10 protein-coding genes are annotated in these 15,247 nt (G+C 73.1%); 2 read left to right on the forward strand and 8 right to left on the reverse strand.

The features are described from left to right. Positions 1-60: 60 nt before the first annotated feature. The gene (locus AB0E24_RS32230) at positions 61-4,686 is read right to left on the reverse strand and encodes a glycoside hydrolase family 2 TIM barrel-domain containing protein (RefSeq protein WP_359382297.1); all 4,626 of its coding nucleotides are present in this window, start codon (positions 4,684-4,686) and stop codon (positions 61-63) included. 194 nt (positions 4,687-4,880) lie between these two features. Here AB0E24_RS32230 and AB0E24_RS32235 point away from each other — a divergent pair, with 194 nt between their 5' ends. Beyond that, entirely contained in the window at positions 4,881-6,593 is a 1,713-nt protein-coding gene (locus tag AB0E24_RS32235) for a GAF domain-containing sensor histidine kinase (protein ID WP_102936634.1), read from the forward strand. Positions 6,594-6,855: 262 nt separating this feature from the next. Here AB0E24_RS32235 and AB0E24_RS32240 read toward each other — a convergent pair whose 3' ends face one another. Continuing rightward, positions 6,856-7,857: an Acg family FMN-binding oxidoreductase gene (locus AB0E24_RS32240; RefSeq protein WP_359382300.1), complete on the reverse strand. Its 1,002-nt coding sequence runs from the start codon at positions 7,855-7,857 to the stop codon at positions 6,856-6,858. Between the two features lie 131 nt (positions 7,858-7,988). After that, positions 7,989-8,684 (reverse strand): response regulator, encoded by a 696-nt coding sequence (locus AB0E24_RS32245; RefSeq protein WP_069867256.1) that lies wholly within the window; start codon positions 8,682-8,684, stop codon positions 7,989-7,991. Between the two features lie 148 nt (positions 8,685-8,832). Between AB0E24_RS32245 and AB0E24_RS32250 the strand changes: the two genes are divergently transcribed. After that, positions 8,833-9,414, forward strand: a complete 582-nt coding sequence (locus AB0E24_RS32250) for an Rv1733c family protein (protein WP_359382303.1) — start codon at positions 8,833-8,835, stop codon at positions 9,412-9,414. 444 nt (positions 9,415-9,858) lie between these two features. Here AB0E24_RS32250 and AB0E24_RS32255 read toward each other — a convergent pair whose 3' ends face one another. From AB0E24_RS32255 to AB0E24_RS32275, 5 genes are all read right to left on the reverse strand, one after another. Beyond that, positions 9,859-10,524 carry a CBS domain-containing protein gene (locus AB0E24_RS32255; protein WP_174883061.1) on the reverse strand — a complete coding sequence of 222 codons (666 nt, stop codon included), beginning with the start codon at positions 10,522-10,524 and terminating at the stop codon, positions 9,859-9,861. Positions 10,525-10,538: 14 nt separating this feature from the next. Next, entirely contained in the window at positions 10,539-11,897 is a 1,359-nt protein-coding gene (locus tag AB0E24_RS32260) for a nicotinate phosphoribosyltransferase (protein WP_359382411.1), read from the reverse strand. A gap of 25 nt (positions 11,898-11,922) precedes the next feature. Further along, entirely contained in the window at positions 11,923-12,759 is an 837-nt protein-coding gene (locus AB0E24_RS32265; protein ID WP_232637702.1) for a universal stress protein, read from the reverse strand. A gap of 17 nt (positions 12,760-12,776) precedes the next feature. Then, the gene (locus tag AB0E24_RS32270) at positions 12,777-13,844 is read right to left on the reverse strand and encodes an alcohol dehydrogenase catalytic domain-containing protein (protein ID WP_359382307.1); all 1,068 of its coding nucleotides are present in this window, start codon (positions 13,842-13,844) and stop codon (positions 12,777-12,779) included. 186 nt (positions 13,845-14,030) lie between these two features. Beyond that, the gene (locus tag AB0E24_RS32275) at positions 14,031-14,885 is read right to left on the reverse strand and encodes a universal stress protein (protein WP_069867251.1); all 855 of its coding nucleotides are present in this window, start codon (positions 14,883-14,885) and stop codon (positions 14,031-14,033) included. Positions 14,886-15,247 lie beyond the last annotated feature (362 nt).

Raw genomic sequence — 15,247 nt, forward strand, 5'->3', positions numbered from 1 at the left:
CGGCGCATTACCGTGGCCCGCGCCCGTCGCCGTCAGCTCACCCCCCCCGCCGCCGTCAGCTCACCCCGTACCTCCCGTTCCGCAGCGCACCGTGGCCGCCGCCCAGTCGGCGTGGTCATGCGCGTTGCCGTCGCCGCCGTCGGTGACCCGCAGCCGCAGCTTGCGCGCGCCCTCGATGCGCGCCTCCATCGGTACGGCCGCGTCCGAGCCGTGTGCCGTTTCGCCCCGGTACACCCGCTCGCCGTCGGCGTAGACCTCGAAGACGACGCTGCCGTCGGCGCCCACCTCGTCGTCCAGGCCCGTGGTCGCGGTGAACGTCGAGCAGTTGCCGCCCAGGAAGACCTCGACCGTCGAATCGGCGTGTGTGCCGAGGCCCCGCTCGTAGGTCGTGCCGTCGATGGTGAGCGCCTTGCCGTCGCCCGGGGCGGCCTCGCCGTTGCTGCGGTCGCGTTCGACCGGGCCCCAGCCGTTGTCCGCGGTGAGGAAGTCGAGCGTGGACACGGACACTTCACCGCGTGGCGGGGGCGGTGTGCCGTCGATCTCGGCCGACGCCGAGCCGCTCACCCGCGCGCCACCGGTCGAGGTCGCGCGGACCTCGGCCACGGCGGGCCGCGGGCCGTTCGGGGTGCCCTCACCACGGGTGAGCTCGGTCCGTACGGTGGCGGTCCGGCCCGCCGCGAGATCGCCCAGGTCGAGGGTGCCGGGCGTGGCGGTCCACCCCTCGGGCAGACCGAAGGCGGCGGTGACCTCGTGCAGCGGGGTGTCGCAGGGGTTGGTGACGGTCAGCTCGGCCGAGGTGGAGCCGCCCGCCGGCACCGTGGTGTCGGCGGGGGTGAGTTTCGCCTCGGGGGCGCAGACCACCGGGCCGCGCGGGGTGCCGGTGCGGGCCTCGGCGCCGGTCAGCGGGCGCAGCCGCAGGGTGTAGGCATACTCCTTGGCGGGCCGCACCTGATACTCGGGCAGCACGGTGTGGAACGTCTCGCTCACCCCGCTCACCGCGTGGTCCAGGTGCAGGGTGTTGCCTTCCGGATCCTCGCGGAGGGCGAACGGGTAGGCGGCGCGGTCGATCCCGGTGTACGGGGTCACGCCCGCCGAGAAGTCCCCGGACACCAGGAGCCCGCTACTCCCGTCGGACAGCGAGGCCCAGCGGACGTCCTCGTGGTTCCCGTAGTCCTGCGGTTTGGTGTATCCGGCGAACTGCTCGTCCACGTCGGTGGAGTACACCCCCACCGGGGCACCGTCCTCGCGGTCGTTGTAGTTCTCCTGCGGCCCGCGCCCGTACCAGGTGAACCGGTCGTAGCGGTCGGGCACCCGGAGCGAGAGCCCGAGGCGGGGCAGATAGGGCACCGCGCGCGCCGCGCCCCGGGCCTCGACGCGGTGGTCGAGGCGCAGCTCCCCGGTGCCGCTGACGGTGTACCGCAGGGTCTGGGCGAACGAGGAGTCCCGTACACCGGGCGCGGCGGCCGATGAGGGGACGGTCACGACGACCTCGCCGCCCCGCTCCGCCACCGTGACCTTGCCCGGTTCGGTGCGCAGCCGATCCAGGCCCGCATCGCGCCAGGGCCCCTCCTCGGAGCCGATCTCATTGCTGACCGGGGCGCGCCAGGCGTCCAGCTCGGGGCCGGAGCCGAGCAGCTCCCGGCCATCGGCCTTCATGGAGACCAGTTCGCCACTGGTCCGGTCGAAGCCGTACGAGAAGCCCTCGACGGCGACGGTGAGGCGGCCGCCGGACGTGGTGGCCCGCACCTTCCCCGGTGCCCGCGCCGGCACCGTGCCCGCGAGCTGCCGGCCGCCGATGTCGAACTGCTCCACCGCCACCCGTTCCCCCGCCTTCGCCCAGGCCGTGTCGGACGCCCACACCGCCTCCACGGTCAGCTGCCGGTCGGCGTCCCGGGGGTTGGCGGGCGGCTTCGGCAGCTGGAGGGTGGTGTGCTGACCGGGGCCCAGGTCGAGCGTGCGGCTGCCCCGGGTCAGGGTGCGGGCGCCCTCGGTGACGCGCCAGCGCAGCCGGAGGTCGTCGGTGCCGGTGAAGGACCGCTCGTTGCGCACCTCGACCCGGCCCGCGCGGGCCTCGTCGCCCGAGATCCGGATCGGGGCGTGGACGGCCGCCATGGCGCGGGCCTCGGGCTGGACGGTGCGGTCGGAGGAGACCACGCCGTCGACCCCGCCGGTCCCGGCGCCATAGGACAGGAACTCCCCCTTGCGGTCGAGCCGGTCGAAGTCGAGCGCGAGCACCGCGTCCGCGCTGGGGTCGGCGGCGAGCTGATCGGGGCTCAGCGCCTTGTGGTAGACGCGGACCTGGTCGACGGTGCCGTGTGCCATCCGGGTGCCGATGTTCTCCTGCTCCGTCTCCGGGTTGCGGCCGATGTTCACCGGCTGCGCGGAGTGGTCCACGCTGCCGGTCCAGTCGGCCGACGCGGTCTGTTTCCCGTCGATGAGCAGCCGGAGCGTACGGCCGTCGAAGGTGCCCGAGACGCGATGCCACGAGCCGTACCAGCCGTCGGGGACATCGGCCGCGACGGTGTGCCAGTCCCCGTCCCCGTGGACGAAGAACTCCAGGGTGTCCTTGTCGCGCATCTTTAGCGCATAGCTGTGGTCGCCCTTGGCGATCACGGTGAAGGAGCCGGTCCAGTCGGCCGGTTTCACCCAGGCGTCCAGGGTGAGCGCGTCCGACACCGCGTCCAGCTTCGGATCGCGGTAGACCTCCACGAAGTCGTCAAGACCGGACAGCTCCAGCGCCCTGCCCCGGTGGCCGGCCACCAGACCGGGCTTTCCCGAGACATAGGACAGGATGTCGTTGCCGGAGGTGTCGGGGGTGGTGAGCAGCGGCTGGGTGATGTTCTGCTCCGCCCAGTCCCAGATGTAGCCGCCCTGGACCTGGGGGTACTTCCGCACGACGTCCCAGAACTCCCGGAAGTTGCCGAGCGAGTTGCCCATGGCGTGGGCGTACTCGCCCATGATGATCGGCTTGGTGGTGGACTTGGCCTTGTCAGCGAGGCTCGCGGGGGAGGGGTAGCGCGGGCCCCAGACATCGGCGAACGGGGCGTCGCCGTCCGGGCTGTTGGGCTGGTGGTAGACCGGCCGGGCCGGGTCCTCGCGGTCCAGGAAGTCGGCCATCGCGTAGTGGGCCTTGCCCAGCCCCGCCTCGTTGCCGGTGTCCCACATCAGCACGCTGGGATGGTTCTTGTCCCGTTCGTACATCGCCATGAGCCGGTCCAGGAACGCCGCCTGCCACTCGGGCCGTTCGGCCAGGCAGTTGTCCGGGCAGGCGTCGTGGTGATGGGTCTCGATGTCCACCTCGTCGTCGATCCACAGACCGCGTGCGTCGGCCAGTTCGTAGAGGTACGGATCCGAGGGGTAGTGCGAGGTGCGCACGGAGTTGATGTTGAGCCGCTTCATCAGGGCGACGTCCGAGGCGGTGCGCTCACGGGTGGCGTGGCGGCCGGTGTCGGGGTCGGTCTCGGAGCGGTTGACGCCCTTGACGAGGATGCGCTCGCCGTTGACGAGGAGCTGTCTGTCCTTGATCTCGATCTTGCGGAAGCCCACCGGCTGGGCCGTGGTGTGGGTGACCGTGCCGTCGGCGCCGGTGAGCCGGACGACGAGGGTGTAGAGGTGGGGCGTCTCATCGGTCCATTTGGCCGGGTTGGCCACGTGGGCGGTGAGAACGGTGGACCCGCTGTCGCCGTCCACCGTCCCCGACATCGTTGTCACCTTGTGTCCGCGCTGGTCGTACAGGGTTCCGAGGACCTTGCGCCCGTCCGGGGCGCGGTCCTGTGTCTTCGGCCCCTTCGCGGCGATGTCGACCTCGGCGGTCAGCCGGGCGTCGCGGTACCGGGCGTCGAGATCGGTCTTGACCGTGATGTCCCGCAGATAGGTGGCCGGGGTGGAGTACAGCCCGACCGAGCGGAAGATGCCCGAGAACCGCCACTGGTCGTAGTCCTCCAGATGCGACCCCGAACCCCAGCGGTGGACCTGCACCGCGACGGTGTTGCGCCCCGGGTGCAGCCGGTCGCTGATGTCGAACTCGGCGGGGGTGTAGCCGCCCTGGTCATAGCCCGCGTAGGAGCCGTTCACCCACACCAGATAGCCGCTGGTGACGCCCTCGAAGCGGAGGAATGTCCGCCGCTTCTCCCAGCTCTCCGGCAGCTCGAAGGTCTTGACGTAGGCGCCGGTCGGATTGACGTCGTGCGGGACCTTCGGGGGATCGTCCGGATACATTTCGGTGGGGATGTTCCGGAACATCGGATGGTCGAGACCGTCCGTCTGCCAGGTGTGCGGCACGCTCACGCTGCGCCAGCCGCCCTCGGAGGTGTCATAGCCCTCGGTGAAGAAGTCCTTGGGCACCTCCTCGGGGCGGTCGGACATATGGAGCTTCCAGGTGCCGTCGAGCGAGGCGGTCCAGCGGCTCCTGGAGTCGCCGTCGAGGGCTTCGGCGGTGTCGGCGTACGGGGTCAGCCGGGCGTGGGCGGGCTCCTGCCCGACCGAGGTGACCTCAGGGTCCTCCAGCAGCCGGTACACATCCGCGGGCGGATCCTTGGGATCCGCCGCTGCCGCCGGGGCGGTGGGGACGGTCAGCGCGAGGGCCAGGGCGAGGGCGGCGAGCCGGGGGAAGCGCGAAAAGCGGGAGAAGCGGAGGGGGTGGCGGAAACGGGGGAGAGGTAGACGACGGCGGAGGCGTCGGAGCATCTGGTGGTCCACCCTTCTATGGGGTGTTGAAACGTTCCAGAGCGAACAGGTCCGCACATTAGCCAACGCGCCCCCTCGCGCCAAGATGTCGCGCGGCACTCACCCTCGGCCCGGCGCGGCTACCGTGAAGAGAGTGAGGGCCGTGCGGAATGCCGTGCCGAGCGCGCGGTGAGGCCGACGGAGGCACCGTGGGTATGGAGAGCGCCAGGAGTACGGAGTATCCGCCCCGGCTGCGGCTGGATGAGCTGCTGGAAGAGTTGCAGGTGCGGATCGACGGGGTGCGCGGCACCCAGGACCGGGTCCACAGTCTGCTGGAAGCGGTCCTCACCGTCGGCCGGGAGCTCGATCTCTCGCATGTGCTGCGCAGGATCGTCGAGGCCGCCGTGGTGCTGGTGGACGCCGAATACGGGGCGCTGGGGGTGATCGGCGAGGATCAGCTGCTGGCCGAATTCCTCCCGGTGGGCGTCGACAAGGAGCGGGCCGAGGCGATCGGGCGGCTGCCGGCGGGCCATGGTCTCCTGGGCGAGCTGATCCGCCACCCCAAGCCGCTGCGGCTGGGCGAGCTCTCGGAACATCCCGCCTCCTACGGCTTTCCGCCGAACCATCCGCCGATGCGCTCCTTCCTCGGGGTGCCGATCCGGGTGCGCGACGAGGTCTTCGGCAACCTCTACCTCACCGAGAAGCGCGGCGGTGAGGAGTTCGACGGCGAGGACGAGACGGTGCTGTCCACCCTGGCCGTGGCCGCCGGGGTGGCCATCGAGAACGCCCGGCTGTACGAGGAGGCCCGGCACCGCCAGCGCTGGCTGGAGGCGAACGCCGAGGTCACCCACAGCCTGCTGTCCGGAGTGGACGAGACCAGGGTCCTGGAGCTGATCGTCGAGCACGCGCGGCGGATCCTCTCCGCGGATCTCGGAGTGCTGATGCTGCCGGTGGCCGACACCGACGAACTCCAGGTCGCGCTGGCGTCGGGGACCGACGCCGAGGCCCACCGCGGTCTTGTACTGCCCCGCCGGGGCACCTTCGGCGGGGCGGCCTTCACCGCCTCCGAGCCGGTCACCAGCACCGATGTCCAGAACGACCCGCGGATCACGGTCGGCCCGCAGCGCTGGGAGGGGCTCGGCCCGGCCGTCGCGGTGCCGATGCGGACGCACGACGGAGTGGGCGGGGTGCTCTCGCTGGCCCGTGTGGCGGACAGCCACGCCTTCACCCAGGTCGAGACCGACACCCTGCTGGGGTTCGCCGGTCAGGCGGCGATCGCGATGAAACTGGCCGAGCGGCGGCGCGACGCCGAACAGCTCGCCCTGCTCGAGGACCGCGACCGGATCGCCCGCGATCTGCACGACCTGGCCATCCAGCGGCTCTTCGCCGCCGGGATGACGCTCCAGTCCACCCTGCGCTTCGTCCAGCATCCGGAGGGCTCCGAACGGCTGCTGCGGGTCGTGGACGACCTCGACGACACCATCAAGATCATCCGCTCGACGATCTTCGGGCTGCGCTCGCACGAGGCGGGCCCCGCCGTCCAGGGGCTGCGGGTCCGTACCGCCAAGACCATCGAGGAGGCCGTGCCCGCGCTCGGCTTCACCCCCTCACTGCGCACCGAGGGCCTGGTCGACACGGATGTGCCGTGCTCCGTCGCGGATGACATGGTCGCCGTCCTGGCCGAGGCGATGTCGAACATCGCCCGGCACGCACGGGCCGACGCCGCCGAGATCTCGCTGGTCGTGGCGTCCGGACGGCTGACCCTCACGGTCACGGACAACGGGGTGGGCATCCCCGAGGGCGGGCATCGCAGCGGACTGCGGAACCTGGCCGAACGCGCCGAGAAGCTCGGCGGAGAGCTGGAGCTCGGCGAGCCACCGGGAGGTGGCACCCGCCTGGTGTGGGCGGTACCCCTGCCGGAGCGGTAGGCGGTAGGCGGCTGGCTGCCGGGTGTTGTGCGCGGTCGGCCGGTGCGGTGCGCCTGCCGGCGCGGTGGGTGGGCGGTCGCTGGTGTGGTTGGGGGTCGCTGGTGTGGTGGGGTGGCTTGTCGGTGTGGTGGGCGCCGCCGGTGCCGGTGGGTGGCTGCTGGTGTGGTGGGTTGCTGTCTGGTGCTGGTGCTGGCATCGGTGGGCGGGTACCTGGTGTGGGGTGTGAGGGTTTTGTCGCGTAGTGGGTGAGGGGCGTGCCGTGTCAGTGGCCTCGGTCCAGTGCCTCGGTCGCCCCGCCGCGCGGAGTGGCCGGTCCCACCGGTCCGTACCCCAGCCGGATCAGCATCTGCACATGGCCGGGTGCCCGGTGTTCGTCGTTGAGCGCCCAGCGCAGATCCGACCACTCCAGCGCCTGGTGCAGCAGGGACGCCCGGACCGCGTGCGAGGTCGCCAGCAGCAGCACATGTTCCAGCGCCTGCCCGGCCCGCAGCCAGTCGGTGCGCCGGTCCTGGTCCGTGGCCAGTACGGCGATGGTCGGGTGGCTCTCGAACTCCGCGGCGGGCGGATCGCCCCCCTGGCGCGCGTCCGGAAGCGGGCCGCGGAAGTCACGCATCGGCACCCGTCCGGTGGCGTCCCGTGGGCCGAGGGCGGCCGTGGGGATTCCGTACGGCCCGGTGTCGCGGATCCAGTCGCGGCTCTCGGCCAGCCGGCGCGGATCCCCGGCGGCGCGCCGCTCCGCCTCGGCGGTCAGTCGCAGCAGCCGTGCGGTCTCCTCGGGGTCCGCCGGCCACAGCGTGGCCCCGTGCGCCCGCGCCGCCTCCGTCAGTTCGCACAGCACCCGTGGTGGCAGCCGGCGCCCGGAGAAGGGGGAGCGGCTGCTGTGCCGCCGCCAGATGACGTCGTACAGATCGGGGTGCGGATCGCCGTGGCGCCCGGCGCCGTCGCGGGACGCCACGGTCAGGCGCACCGTGGCCAGCAGATCGGGCTGTGAGCGGTACGGCAGCAGTTGGACGACCGGGTCCCAGCCGAAGTGGGCCACGGCGACCCGCAGATTGAACACGGCGGCCCCGGCGGAGACGGTCAGCGCCCGGCCCATCGGATCGGCGTACCGCAGCGCCCGATCGAGGGCGGCCCGGACCTCCAGGGTGACGGTCTCGGGGTTCAGCCGGTAGCGCCAGGGCTGGGTGTTGTGCATCGACGGAGCGGCCACGGCCGCGGAGATGAGCTTTTCCAGGATCGCCGCGTCGAGCGTTGCGGGCTGCATGGGTCTTCTCCTCGCCGGTGGACCGTCAGCGGTGGTGGGGGTCGGCGGCGGTGGGCCGTCGGTGGTGGGCGGTGGTCGGGCGCGTCGGTGGTACGGGCGGGGCCCCGCGGCCCCGTGCGGCGGACCCCGGCTCAGCCCGGGTGGTCGTCGGCGGGGTGCGGGGCCGAGTGGGTCGCCAGCACCGCCGCCTGGATGCGGCGCTCCACGCCCAGCTTGGCCAGCAGCCGGGAGATGTGGTTCTTGACGGTCTTCTCGGACAGGAAGAGCCGCTTGCCGATCTGCCGGTTGGTGAGCCCGTCGCCGATCAGCACCAGGATCTCCCGCTCGCGCGGGGACAGCCCGGCCAGCACCTCGTCCCTGGGCTCCTGCGGGGCGGTGTCACCGCGCAGGGTGCTCATCAGCCGTGCGGTGGTGGCCGGGTCCAGCATCGACTGGCCGGAGGCCACCGTGCGCACCGCCGAGACCAGGTCCGATCCCTTGATCTGCTTGAGCACATAGCCCGCCGCCCCGGCCATGATCGCGTCCAGCAGGGCATCGTCGTCGTCGAACGAGGTCAGCATCAGACAGGCCAGATCCGGCATACGGGAGCGCAGCTCACGGCAGACCGTGATGCCGTCCCCGTCCGGCAGCCGGACGTCCAGGATGGCCACGTCGGGCCGCAGCGCCGGGCCGCGGGCCAGCGCGTGGTCGACGGTTCCGGCGTCGCCGACCACCTCGATGTCCGGTTCGGCGTCCAGCAGATCGTGCAGTCCGCGCCGGACCACCTCGTGATCGTCGAGTACGAACACCCTGATGGGCGTCGCCGGTGTCGCTCGTGTCTCGGTCATGGGCTCTCGCACTGTTCGTCCGCCGTCCGCCCGTCCCCCGGTGGAAAATCCTGGCGCAGCAGGTCAGGGCGGTACCAGGGCCGAACGGGCCCCCAAGGGGGCTGCCCGGCCCTCGTCCCGCCCTCCCCGCGCGTGCGACGGTCACGGCATGGGCACGGAAGTGCGGGGGCGGCGGATGTGGCGGTGGCGGCGCAACCCGCTCAGACGCCGCTCGGATGTGATCGAGGCGTGGGTCGTGCTCGTCACCGGCCTGGTGATGGCGGTCGGCGGCCCGGCGGCCGGGGTGGCCGCGGGTACCGCCGTGGACGCGTCACTGCGGCAGGAGCGGGCGGACCGGCACCGGGTGCCCGCGGTGCTGAAGGAGAACGCCCCCGCCGCACAGCCCGCCGCCGACGGGTCCACCACCGGCGTGGTACGCGCGGTCGTGCGGTGGACCGGCCCGGACGGCGCCGTCCACACCGGTACGGCGCGGGTCCACGAAAGCAGTAAGGCGGGCACCGCCACGGAGGTCTGGACCGACGGTCGGGGCCGGCTGGTCCAGCGGCCGCCCACCCCCGAGCAGATCGCCACCCGCGCGGTGCTCGCCGGGACGTCCGCCGCGGCGGGCGTGGGCGCGGTGTCGCTGGCCGGACGCGGTGTGGTGCGCTGGCGGCTGGACCGCGCCCGCACCCAGGAGTGGGGACGCGCCTGGGCCGAGGTCGGCCCGCGCTGGAGCCGCCACATCCGGTGACGCGGAGCGGTGTCCGGACCTGGTCTTCGTGCGTGTGTGCGTGTGTGCGTTGCCCCGGTGGCGGGGTGCGTGTCGGAGTCACCGCATCCGGTGGTGTGTCGGCCGTGCCCGGCTGTGCTGTGAGCCCGTGGCCTCGGTGACTGACGTTGCCGGGGCCGTCGCTGTCCGATGCCGGGGCGCTTTCCGGTGGCGGCCGGGGGTATCGCTCGGTGCCCCGGCCCCCGCCGACCGGGGGCGTCGCTCGGTGCCGCGCCGCCTGCTCGATGGGTCGCCGCCATGGTGCGCGGGGGCGGCGGGACCGCCTCGGGCGGTCCGACCCTGCGGCCGGGCCCCCGGCCGCAGGGTCGGACCATGTCGTGTCGGGGACCGTGTCGTGTCGGGGACCGTGCCGTGCCGTCTCGGCGTCGCCGCGCCCGGCACGGCGTGGCCCCGCCGGATGGGGCCCTACCGCCGCTGGGCCGTATGGGGCGCGGCCGTGAGCTGGTTGTCGAAGTCCACCACGCCCTCGATCGCCCGGATCAGGCGGGCCGCCGCCGGGATGAGAACGGCCTCCTTGACCCGTCCGGTCAGGGTGACCACGCCCTCGTTCACGCTCACCCGGACGATTTCCCCCTCGGCCGGGAAGAGATGGGTCACCACCTCGCGGCGCACCTCCTCCTCGATGTCGTCGTCCGGCCGCAGAAACACCTTCAGCAGATCGGCGCGGCTGACGATGCCCTCCAGCCGCCCCTCCTCGTCCACCACCGGGAGCCGCTTGACCCGCTTATGGGTCATGATCCGCGCGGCCTCGGCGAGCGTGGCGCCCGCGTGGACGGTGATGGCGGGGGACGTCATCAGCTCATCGGCCGTCACCGCGCCCGCCTTGGCGATACCGGGCAGGTCGCGCAGTTGCGCCACCCGCGCCGGGTCGCTGTCGCGGAACTCCTCCTTGGGCAGCAGATCCGCCTCGGAGACCACGCCGATGACCCGGCCCTCGCCCTCCAGCACCGGCAGGGCGCTCACCCGCCACTGCTCCAGCGTTCTGACGATCTCCTTGAACGGCGCTTCGCGGCCGACGGCGACGACGGTATGGGTCATCACATCACTCACGATGTGGGCACTCCCGGGCACGGCATCCTCCTAGGTCACGCTGCCTGTCTTCCGCCCGCCTCGCCACCGGCCGCCAGCCGGTGCTCGATCCCGCCGCGCACCCGCCCCGCCAGCCGGGCCAGCCCGGCGGAGGTGGCCGGCCGGGGCGGGACCGGGTGGCGGATCCGCCGGGCGTGCGGCGGCAGCCCCGCGAGATCGGTGTCGAACCGCCGACGCGCGCGGTCGAGGGTGTCGGGGGCTTCGGTCCGCTGGCCCCCGCGCATCACGGTCTCCAGCAGTGGCGTACCGCCGTGGGGCGGAAGTTCGTCCCGCTCGCCGATCACATCGGCGTAGCCGGCGCGGCGCCACACCTGCTTGGCCCCGGGGGCCGTGGCCTTGGCCGAGGACAGTTTCATCACCGGTTTCCCGTCGTAGGCCACCAGCTTGTACGCGGTGTCGAGGTAGGCGGCGTCGGCCGACACCCCCATCCGGGTGCCCACGGCGAAGACATCGATCGGCGCGCCCGACCGGATCAGCTTCTCGATGGCGTACTCGTCGAGCCCGCCGCTCGCCACGATCCGCACCTCAGGCAGCCCCTCCGCGTCGAGGATCCGCCGCGCCCGCACCGCCTGTTCGCCCAGGTCGCCGCTGTCCAGCCGGATCGCGCCCCGGGGCCCGGACGCCAGCTCGCGCAGCACCCGCGCCGCGGTGGCCACTCCGGCCGCCGTGTCATAGGTGTCCACCAGGAAGGTGACCGGGCCGGGGTGGGTACGGGCGAACGCGCGGAACGCGGTCTCCTCGTCCGGGAACGCCTCGATGTACGAATGCGCCATCGTCCCGGTGGCCTCGATCCCGTACGCGGCGGCCGCCGCCACATTGCTGGTCGCCGTGAACCCGGTCATCGCGCTCAGCCGCGCCGACTGCATCCCCGACCAGGGGCCGTGGGTGCGGCGCAGCGAGAAGTCCACCACCGGGCGCCCCGCCGCGGCGAGCACGCACCGGGCCGCCTTGGAGGCGACGGTGGTCTGATGGCTCAGCTGCCCCAGCAGATACGTCTCGATCAGCTGGGCCTGCGGCAGCGGCGCGGTCACCTCCAGCAGCGGCTCCCCGGCGAGGACGATCCGCCCCTCGGGCACCGCCCGCACCTCGCCGTCGAAGCCGAGCCCCAGCAGGGGCTCCAGGTCCTCGTACGGACGACGCATCGCCACGGCGAACGCCTCCACGTCCTCGGGCTCCACCCGGAAGCCGGACAGACAGTCCAGCGTCGGCTCCAGGCCCGCAGCCACCAGGAAGCCCCGCTCGGGCGGCAGGTCGCGGGCGTAGAGGTCGAAGGTGGCCGGGCCGGTCATGCCCTCGCGCAGATACGACAGGGCCATCGTCGCCTCGTAGAGGTCGGTGACCATCGCCTCCGACATCGTCACTCCCGCCTCCCTCCGCACATCAGCCGCATGGGACGACCGCCACCGGACACGGCGCGTGGTGCACCGCCGCGTGGATCACCGAGCCCAGATGGGCGACCGGGCCCGGCTCGGTCTTCTCCCGGCCCAGCACGAGCAGCCCGGCGCCCCGCGCGGTGTGCGGCACACCGAGCGCCGGGCGCTCCGCGGTCAGGGCCTGCGCCACCGTCACGCCGGGGTACTTCTCCCGCCAGGGGCGCAGCGCCGCGTCCAGCGCCCGCTCCGCCTCCGCCCTCTCGTCCCCCGTCTCATCGTTCCCCGTCTCGTCGTTCCCCGGCCCGCTCGCGTGTACGGCGCGCAGCACTCCGCCGCGCCGGGCGGCGGCGTCGAAGGCGAACCGCAGCGTCTCCTCGTTCGGCCCCCGCAGGGTCACCCCGACGGTCACATCGGCGGTCAGCGGCTTGTCGTCGGCATGCACCATGATCACCGGCCGTTCGCCCTGTGCCAGGACATGGCGGCCGGTCGAGCCGAGGAGGAAACCGCCGGGGGTGCCACGGCCGCGTGAGCCGAGCACCAGCATCTCGGCGTCCCGGGCCGCGCCCAGCAGCGCGGACACGGTCTCGCGCGGCACCAGCTCGGCCGAGACCCGCAGCCCCGGATGGGCGTCGCGCAACTCGCCCACCAGGTCGGTCAGCAGCCGCTGCGCCCAGTAGTTCTGATCGTCCTCGTGGGGGAGGGTCGGGGCCCCGGGCGACGGCGGGTTCCAGGCGTGGACCAGCCGCAGCCGCAGATCGCGCAGCAGCGCCTCGCGCGCCGCCCAGTGCGCGGCCGGCGGACTCTCGGCGAATCCGTCGACGCCGACCGTGATGGGCGCTGCCATGCGCGTCACCTCCCCGCTCACTTCCCCCGGGCCACCAGCGGGCGGGCGCACTCGCCGACCGCGATCTTGATAGCGCCGGTGTCGGCCGCGTGGGCGAAGACGTCGTACGCCTCCTCCATCTGGTCCAGCTCGAACAGATGGGTGATCAGGGTGGACGCGGGCAGCCGCCCGGCGGCCAGCAGGGAGAGCAGAGTGGCGGTGGAGTAGGTGTCGACCAGTCCGGTGGTGATCGTCACGTTCTTGATCCACAGATCTTCGAGGTGCAGCGTGACGGGCCGGGCGTGCACCCCGACGTTGGCGATCCGGCCGCCCGGCCGCACCATCCGGGTACAGGTCTCGAAGGACTGCGGGCTCCCCACGGCCTCGATCACCACATCGGCGCCGAGCCCCTCGGTGAGATCGTCGACCAGCCGCTCCGGGTCCTCGGCGGAGTCCGCCACCGCGTCGGCGCCGACCCGCTTGGCGGCGTCCAGCCGGGCCGGGTCCGGGTCGACGGCGATGATCCGGCCGGGGGAGAAGAACTGCGCCGTGGCGATCGAGGCCAGCCCGATGGGCCCGGAGCCCACCACCACGACCGTATCGCCCGGCCCCACCCGGCCGTTGAGGACGCCCACCTCGTAGGCGGTGGGGAAGACATCCGCCAGCAGTACGGCGTCATGGCCCTCGGCCGTACTCGTGAGCGGATGGGTGGACAGATCGGCGAACGGCACCCGGACATACTCGGCCTGGGTGCCGTCGACCGTGCGCCCCAGCACCCAGCCCCCGCCGCCACGGCACTGTCCGTAGCCGCGCTCCCGGCAGAAGCGGCAGTGACCGCAGGCCGAGACGCAGGAGATCAGCACCCGGTCGCCGGGGCGGATCCCACGGACGTCGGTACCGGTCTCGACGACCTCGCCCACCCCTTCGTGGCCGAGCACCCGGCCGGGTTCGACGTCGGGCTGCTTGCCGCGGAGGATATGGAGATCGGTGCCGCAGATGGTCGTGGTGTCGATCCGGACGATCGCGTCGGTGGTGGCCTCGAGTTCGGGGTCGGGCACCTCCTGCCAGGAGGACTGCTCCGGCCCGTGGAAGACGAGTGCTTTCATGGCCGTTTCCCTTTCCTCCGGCGGCCTCGGTCGCCTCCGGTTGTCTTCGGCTTCCGGTTGTCCTGGGCTTCCGGTTGTCTTGGGCTCCCGGTCGTCTTCGGCTTCCGGTTGTCTTCGGCTTCCGCCGCTGCTCCCCGCCGCCTGGGCGTGTGGCGCGGTGTCCCGTTCCCGTGGCCGGACGGGGGCTCATCGCTGGGGCACGACCGCGACGGGGCAGGCGGCGTGGTGCGCCACGGCCTGGGTGACCGGCCCCAGCCGGGGGCCGAACCCCACCCGGCGCGGTCCGCGGCCCACGACCATCAGCGCCGTCCCCGCCGCCGCGCCCACCAGCCGCCGGGCCGGGCTGTCCGACGCGACCTCCTCGAAGACCCGCACCTCGGGGAACTTGTCCCGCCACGGCGCCAGCACCTCGCCCAGCGAGTGCTCCGCCTCCTCGCGCGCATCGCACAGCCCCACGTCCACCACCCAGGGGGCGTCGCCCCGGATCGCGGGGACCCGGTTGGCGTACACGGCCCGCAGCACACCGTCGCGCCGGGCCGCGGCGTCGAAGGCGAACTCCAGGATGTCGTCGCACGGCTCGCCCGGCTCCACCCCGGCCACCACATCGCCGTGCCGCTCCTCGCGCCCGTCCGCCCGCACCAGGACCACGGGCGTCACGGAGCGTGCGGCGAGCTCGAGGCCGACGGAGCCGAGGAAGAAGCCGGCGACCGCCCCGATCGAACGAGACCCCACCACCAGCAGTTGCGCCCGCTCCGCCTCGGCCAGCAGTACGGGCGCGGGCATACCGGGGATCTGGTCGGTGAGGATCGCCATGTCCGGGTGGTCGGCGTCCAGCTCGGCGCGCGCCGAGCGCAGCGCGCGTTCGGCCCAGTACTGCCAGGCCGCCTCCCGGCCCGGTGTCAGCTCCTTCTGATCGGGCACGGGCCAGGCGTTCACCAGCCGCAGCGGGGCGTCGCGCGAACGGGCCTCATGGGCCGCCCAGCCGGCGGCAGCCAGGCTCTCTGGGGAACCGTCCAGTCCGACGGTCACGGGGCGCGCCATCGCTGCCTCCTTCCCGGCAGGCCCATTCGGCACCTCGGACACCTCGGGCCCCGGCTCACCTGCGGGGCGTTCGGTCCGCCGTCCGCCGGCGGCCGACCGCGCGCGGTGCCGCATGAGCGAGCGCCGCCCTGGCGGCCCGCGCGCGTGCCCTCACGACAGCCACGGCCCTTTGGGCACCGCCCCGGTCACCACCGGAAGGTGCCCGGTCCGAGGCGCGGCGCCGGGGGCGCCCACTTCTCGCGGGCCCTGATTGCGCGGTGCGCGGTACTCGGGTCTCCGCTTCTCCGCGTCTGCCGGATGCCCCCGGTGCCAATTCAAGCGGACCATGGCCGGGCCCCCGCCGACAGGGCCGACCGGTCCCG

The sequence above is a fragment of the Streptomyces malaysiensis subsp. malaysiensis genome (genome assembly GCF_040653035.1).
In the GTDB taxonomy this organism is placed as follows: Bacteria; Actinomycetota; Actinomycetes; order Streptomycetales; family Streptomycetaceae; genus Streptomyces; species Streptomyces malaysiensis.

Excerpts from the sequence above, each read along its gene's own strand:
- AB0E24_RS32265 (WP_232637702.1), bottom strand. The coding sequence starts at position 12,759 with ATGGCAGCGCCCATCACGGTCGGCGTCGACGGATTCGCCGAGAGTCCG.
- AB0E24_RS32240 (WP_359382300.1), bottom strand. The coding sequence starts at position 7,857 with ATGCAGCCCGCAACGCTCGACGCGGCGATCCTGGAAAAGCTCATCTCC.
- AB0E24_RS32230 (WP_359382297.1), bottom strand. The coding sequence starts at position 4,686 with ATGCTCCGACGCCTCCGCCGTCGTCTACCTCTCCCCCGTTTCCGCCAC.
- AB0E24_RS32275 (WP_069867251.1), bottom strand. The coding sequence starts at position 14,885 with ATGGCGCGCCCCGTGACCGTCGGACTGGACGGTTCCCCAGAGAGCCTG.
- AB0E24_RS32235 (WP_102936634.1), top strand. The coding sequence starts at position 4,881 with ATGGAGAGCGCCAGGAGTACGGAGTATCCGCCCCGGCTGCGGCTGGAT.
- AB0E24_RS32245 (WP_069867256.1), bottom strand. The coding sequence starts at position 8,684 with ATGACCGAGACACGAGCGACACCGGCGACGCCCATCAGGGTGTTCGTA.
- AB0E24_RS32250 (WP_359382303.1), top strand. The coding sequence starts at position 8,833 with ATGGGCACGGAAGTGCGGGGGCGGCGGATGTGGCGGTGGCGGCGCAAC.
- AB0E24_RS32270 (WP_359382307.1), bottom strand. The coding sequence starts at position 13,844 with ATGAAAGCACTCGTCTTCCACGGGCCGGAGCAGTCCTCCTGGCAGGAG.
- AB0E24_RS32260 (WP_359382411.1), bottom strand. The coding sequence starts at position 11,897 with ATGTCGGAGGCGATGGTCACCGACCTCTACGAGGCGACGATGGCCCTG.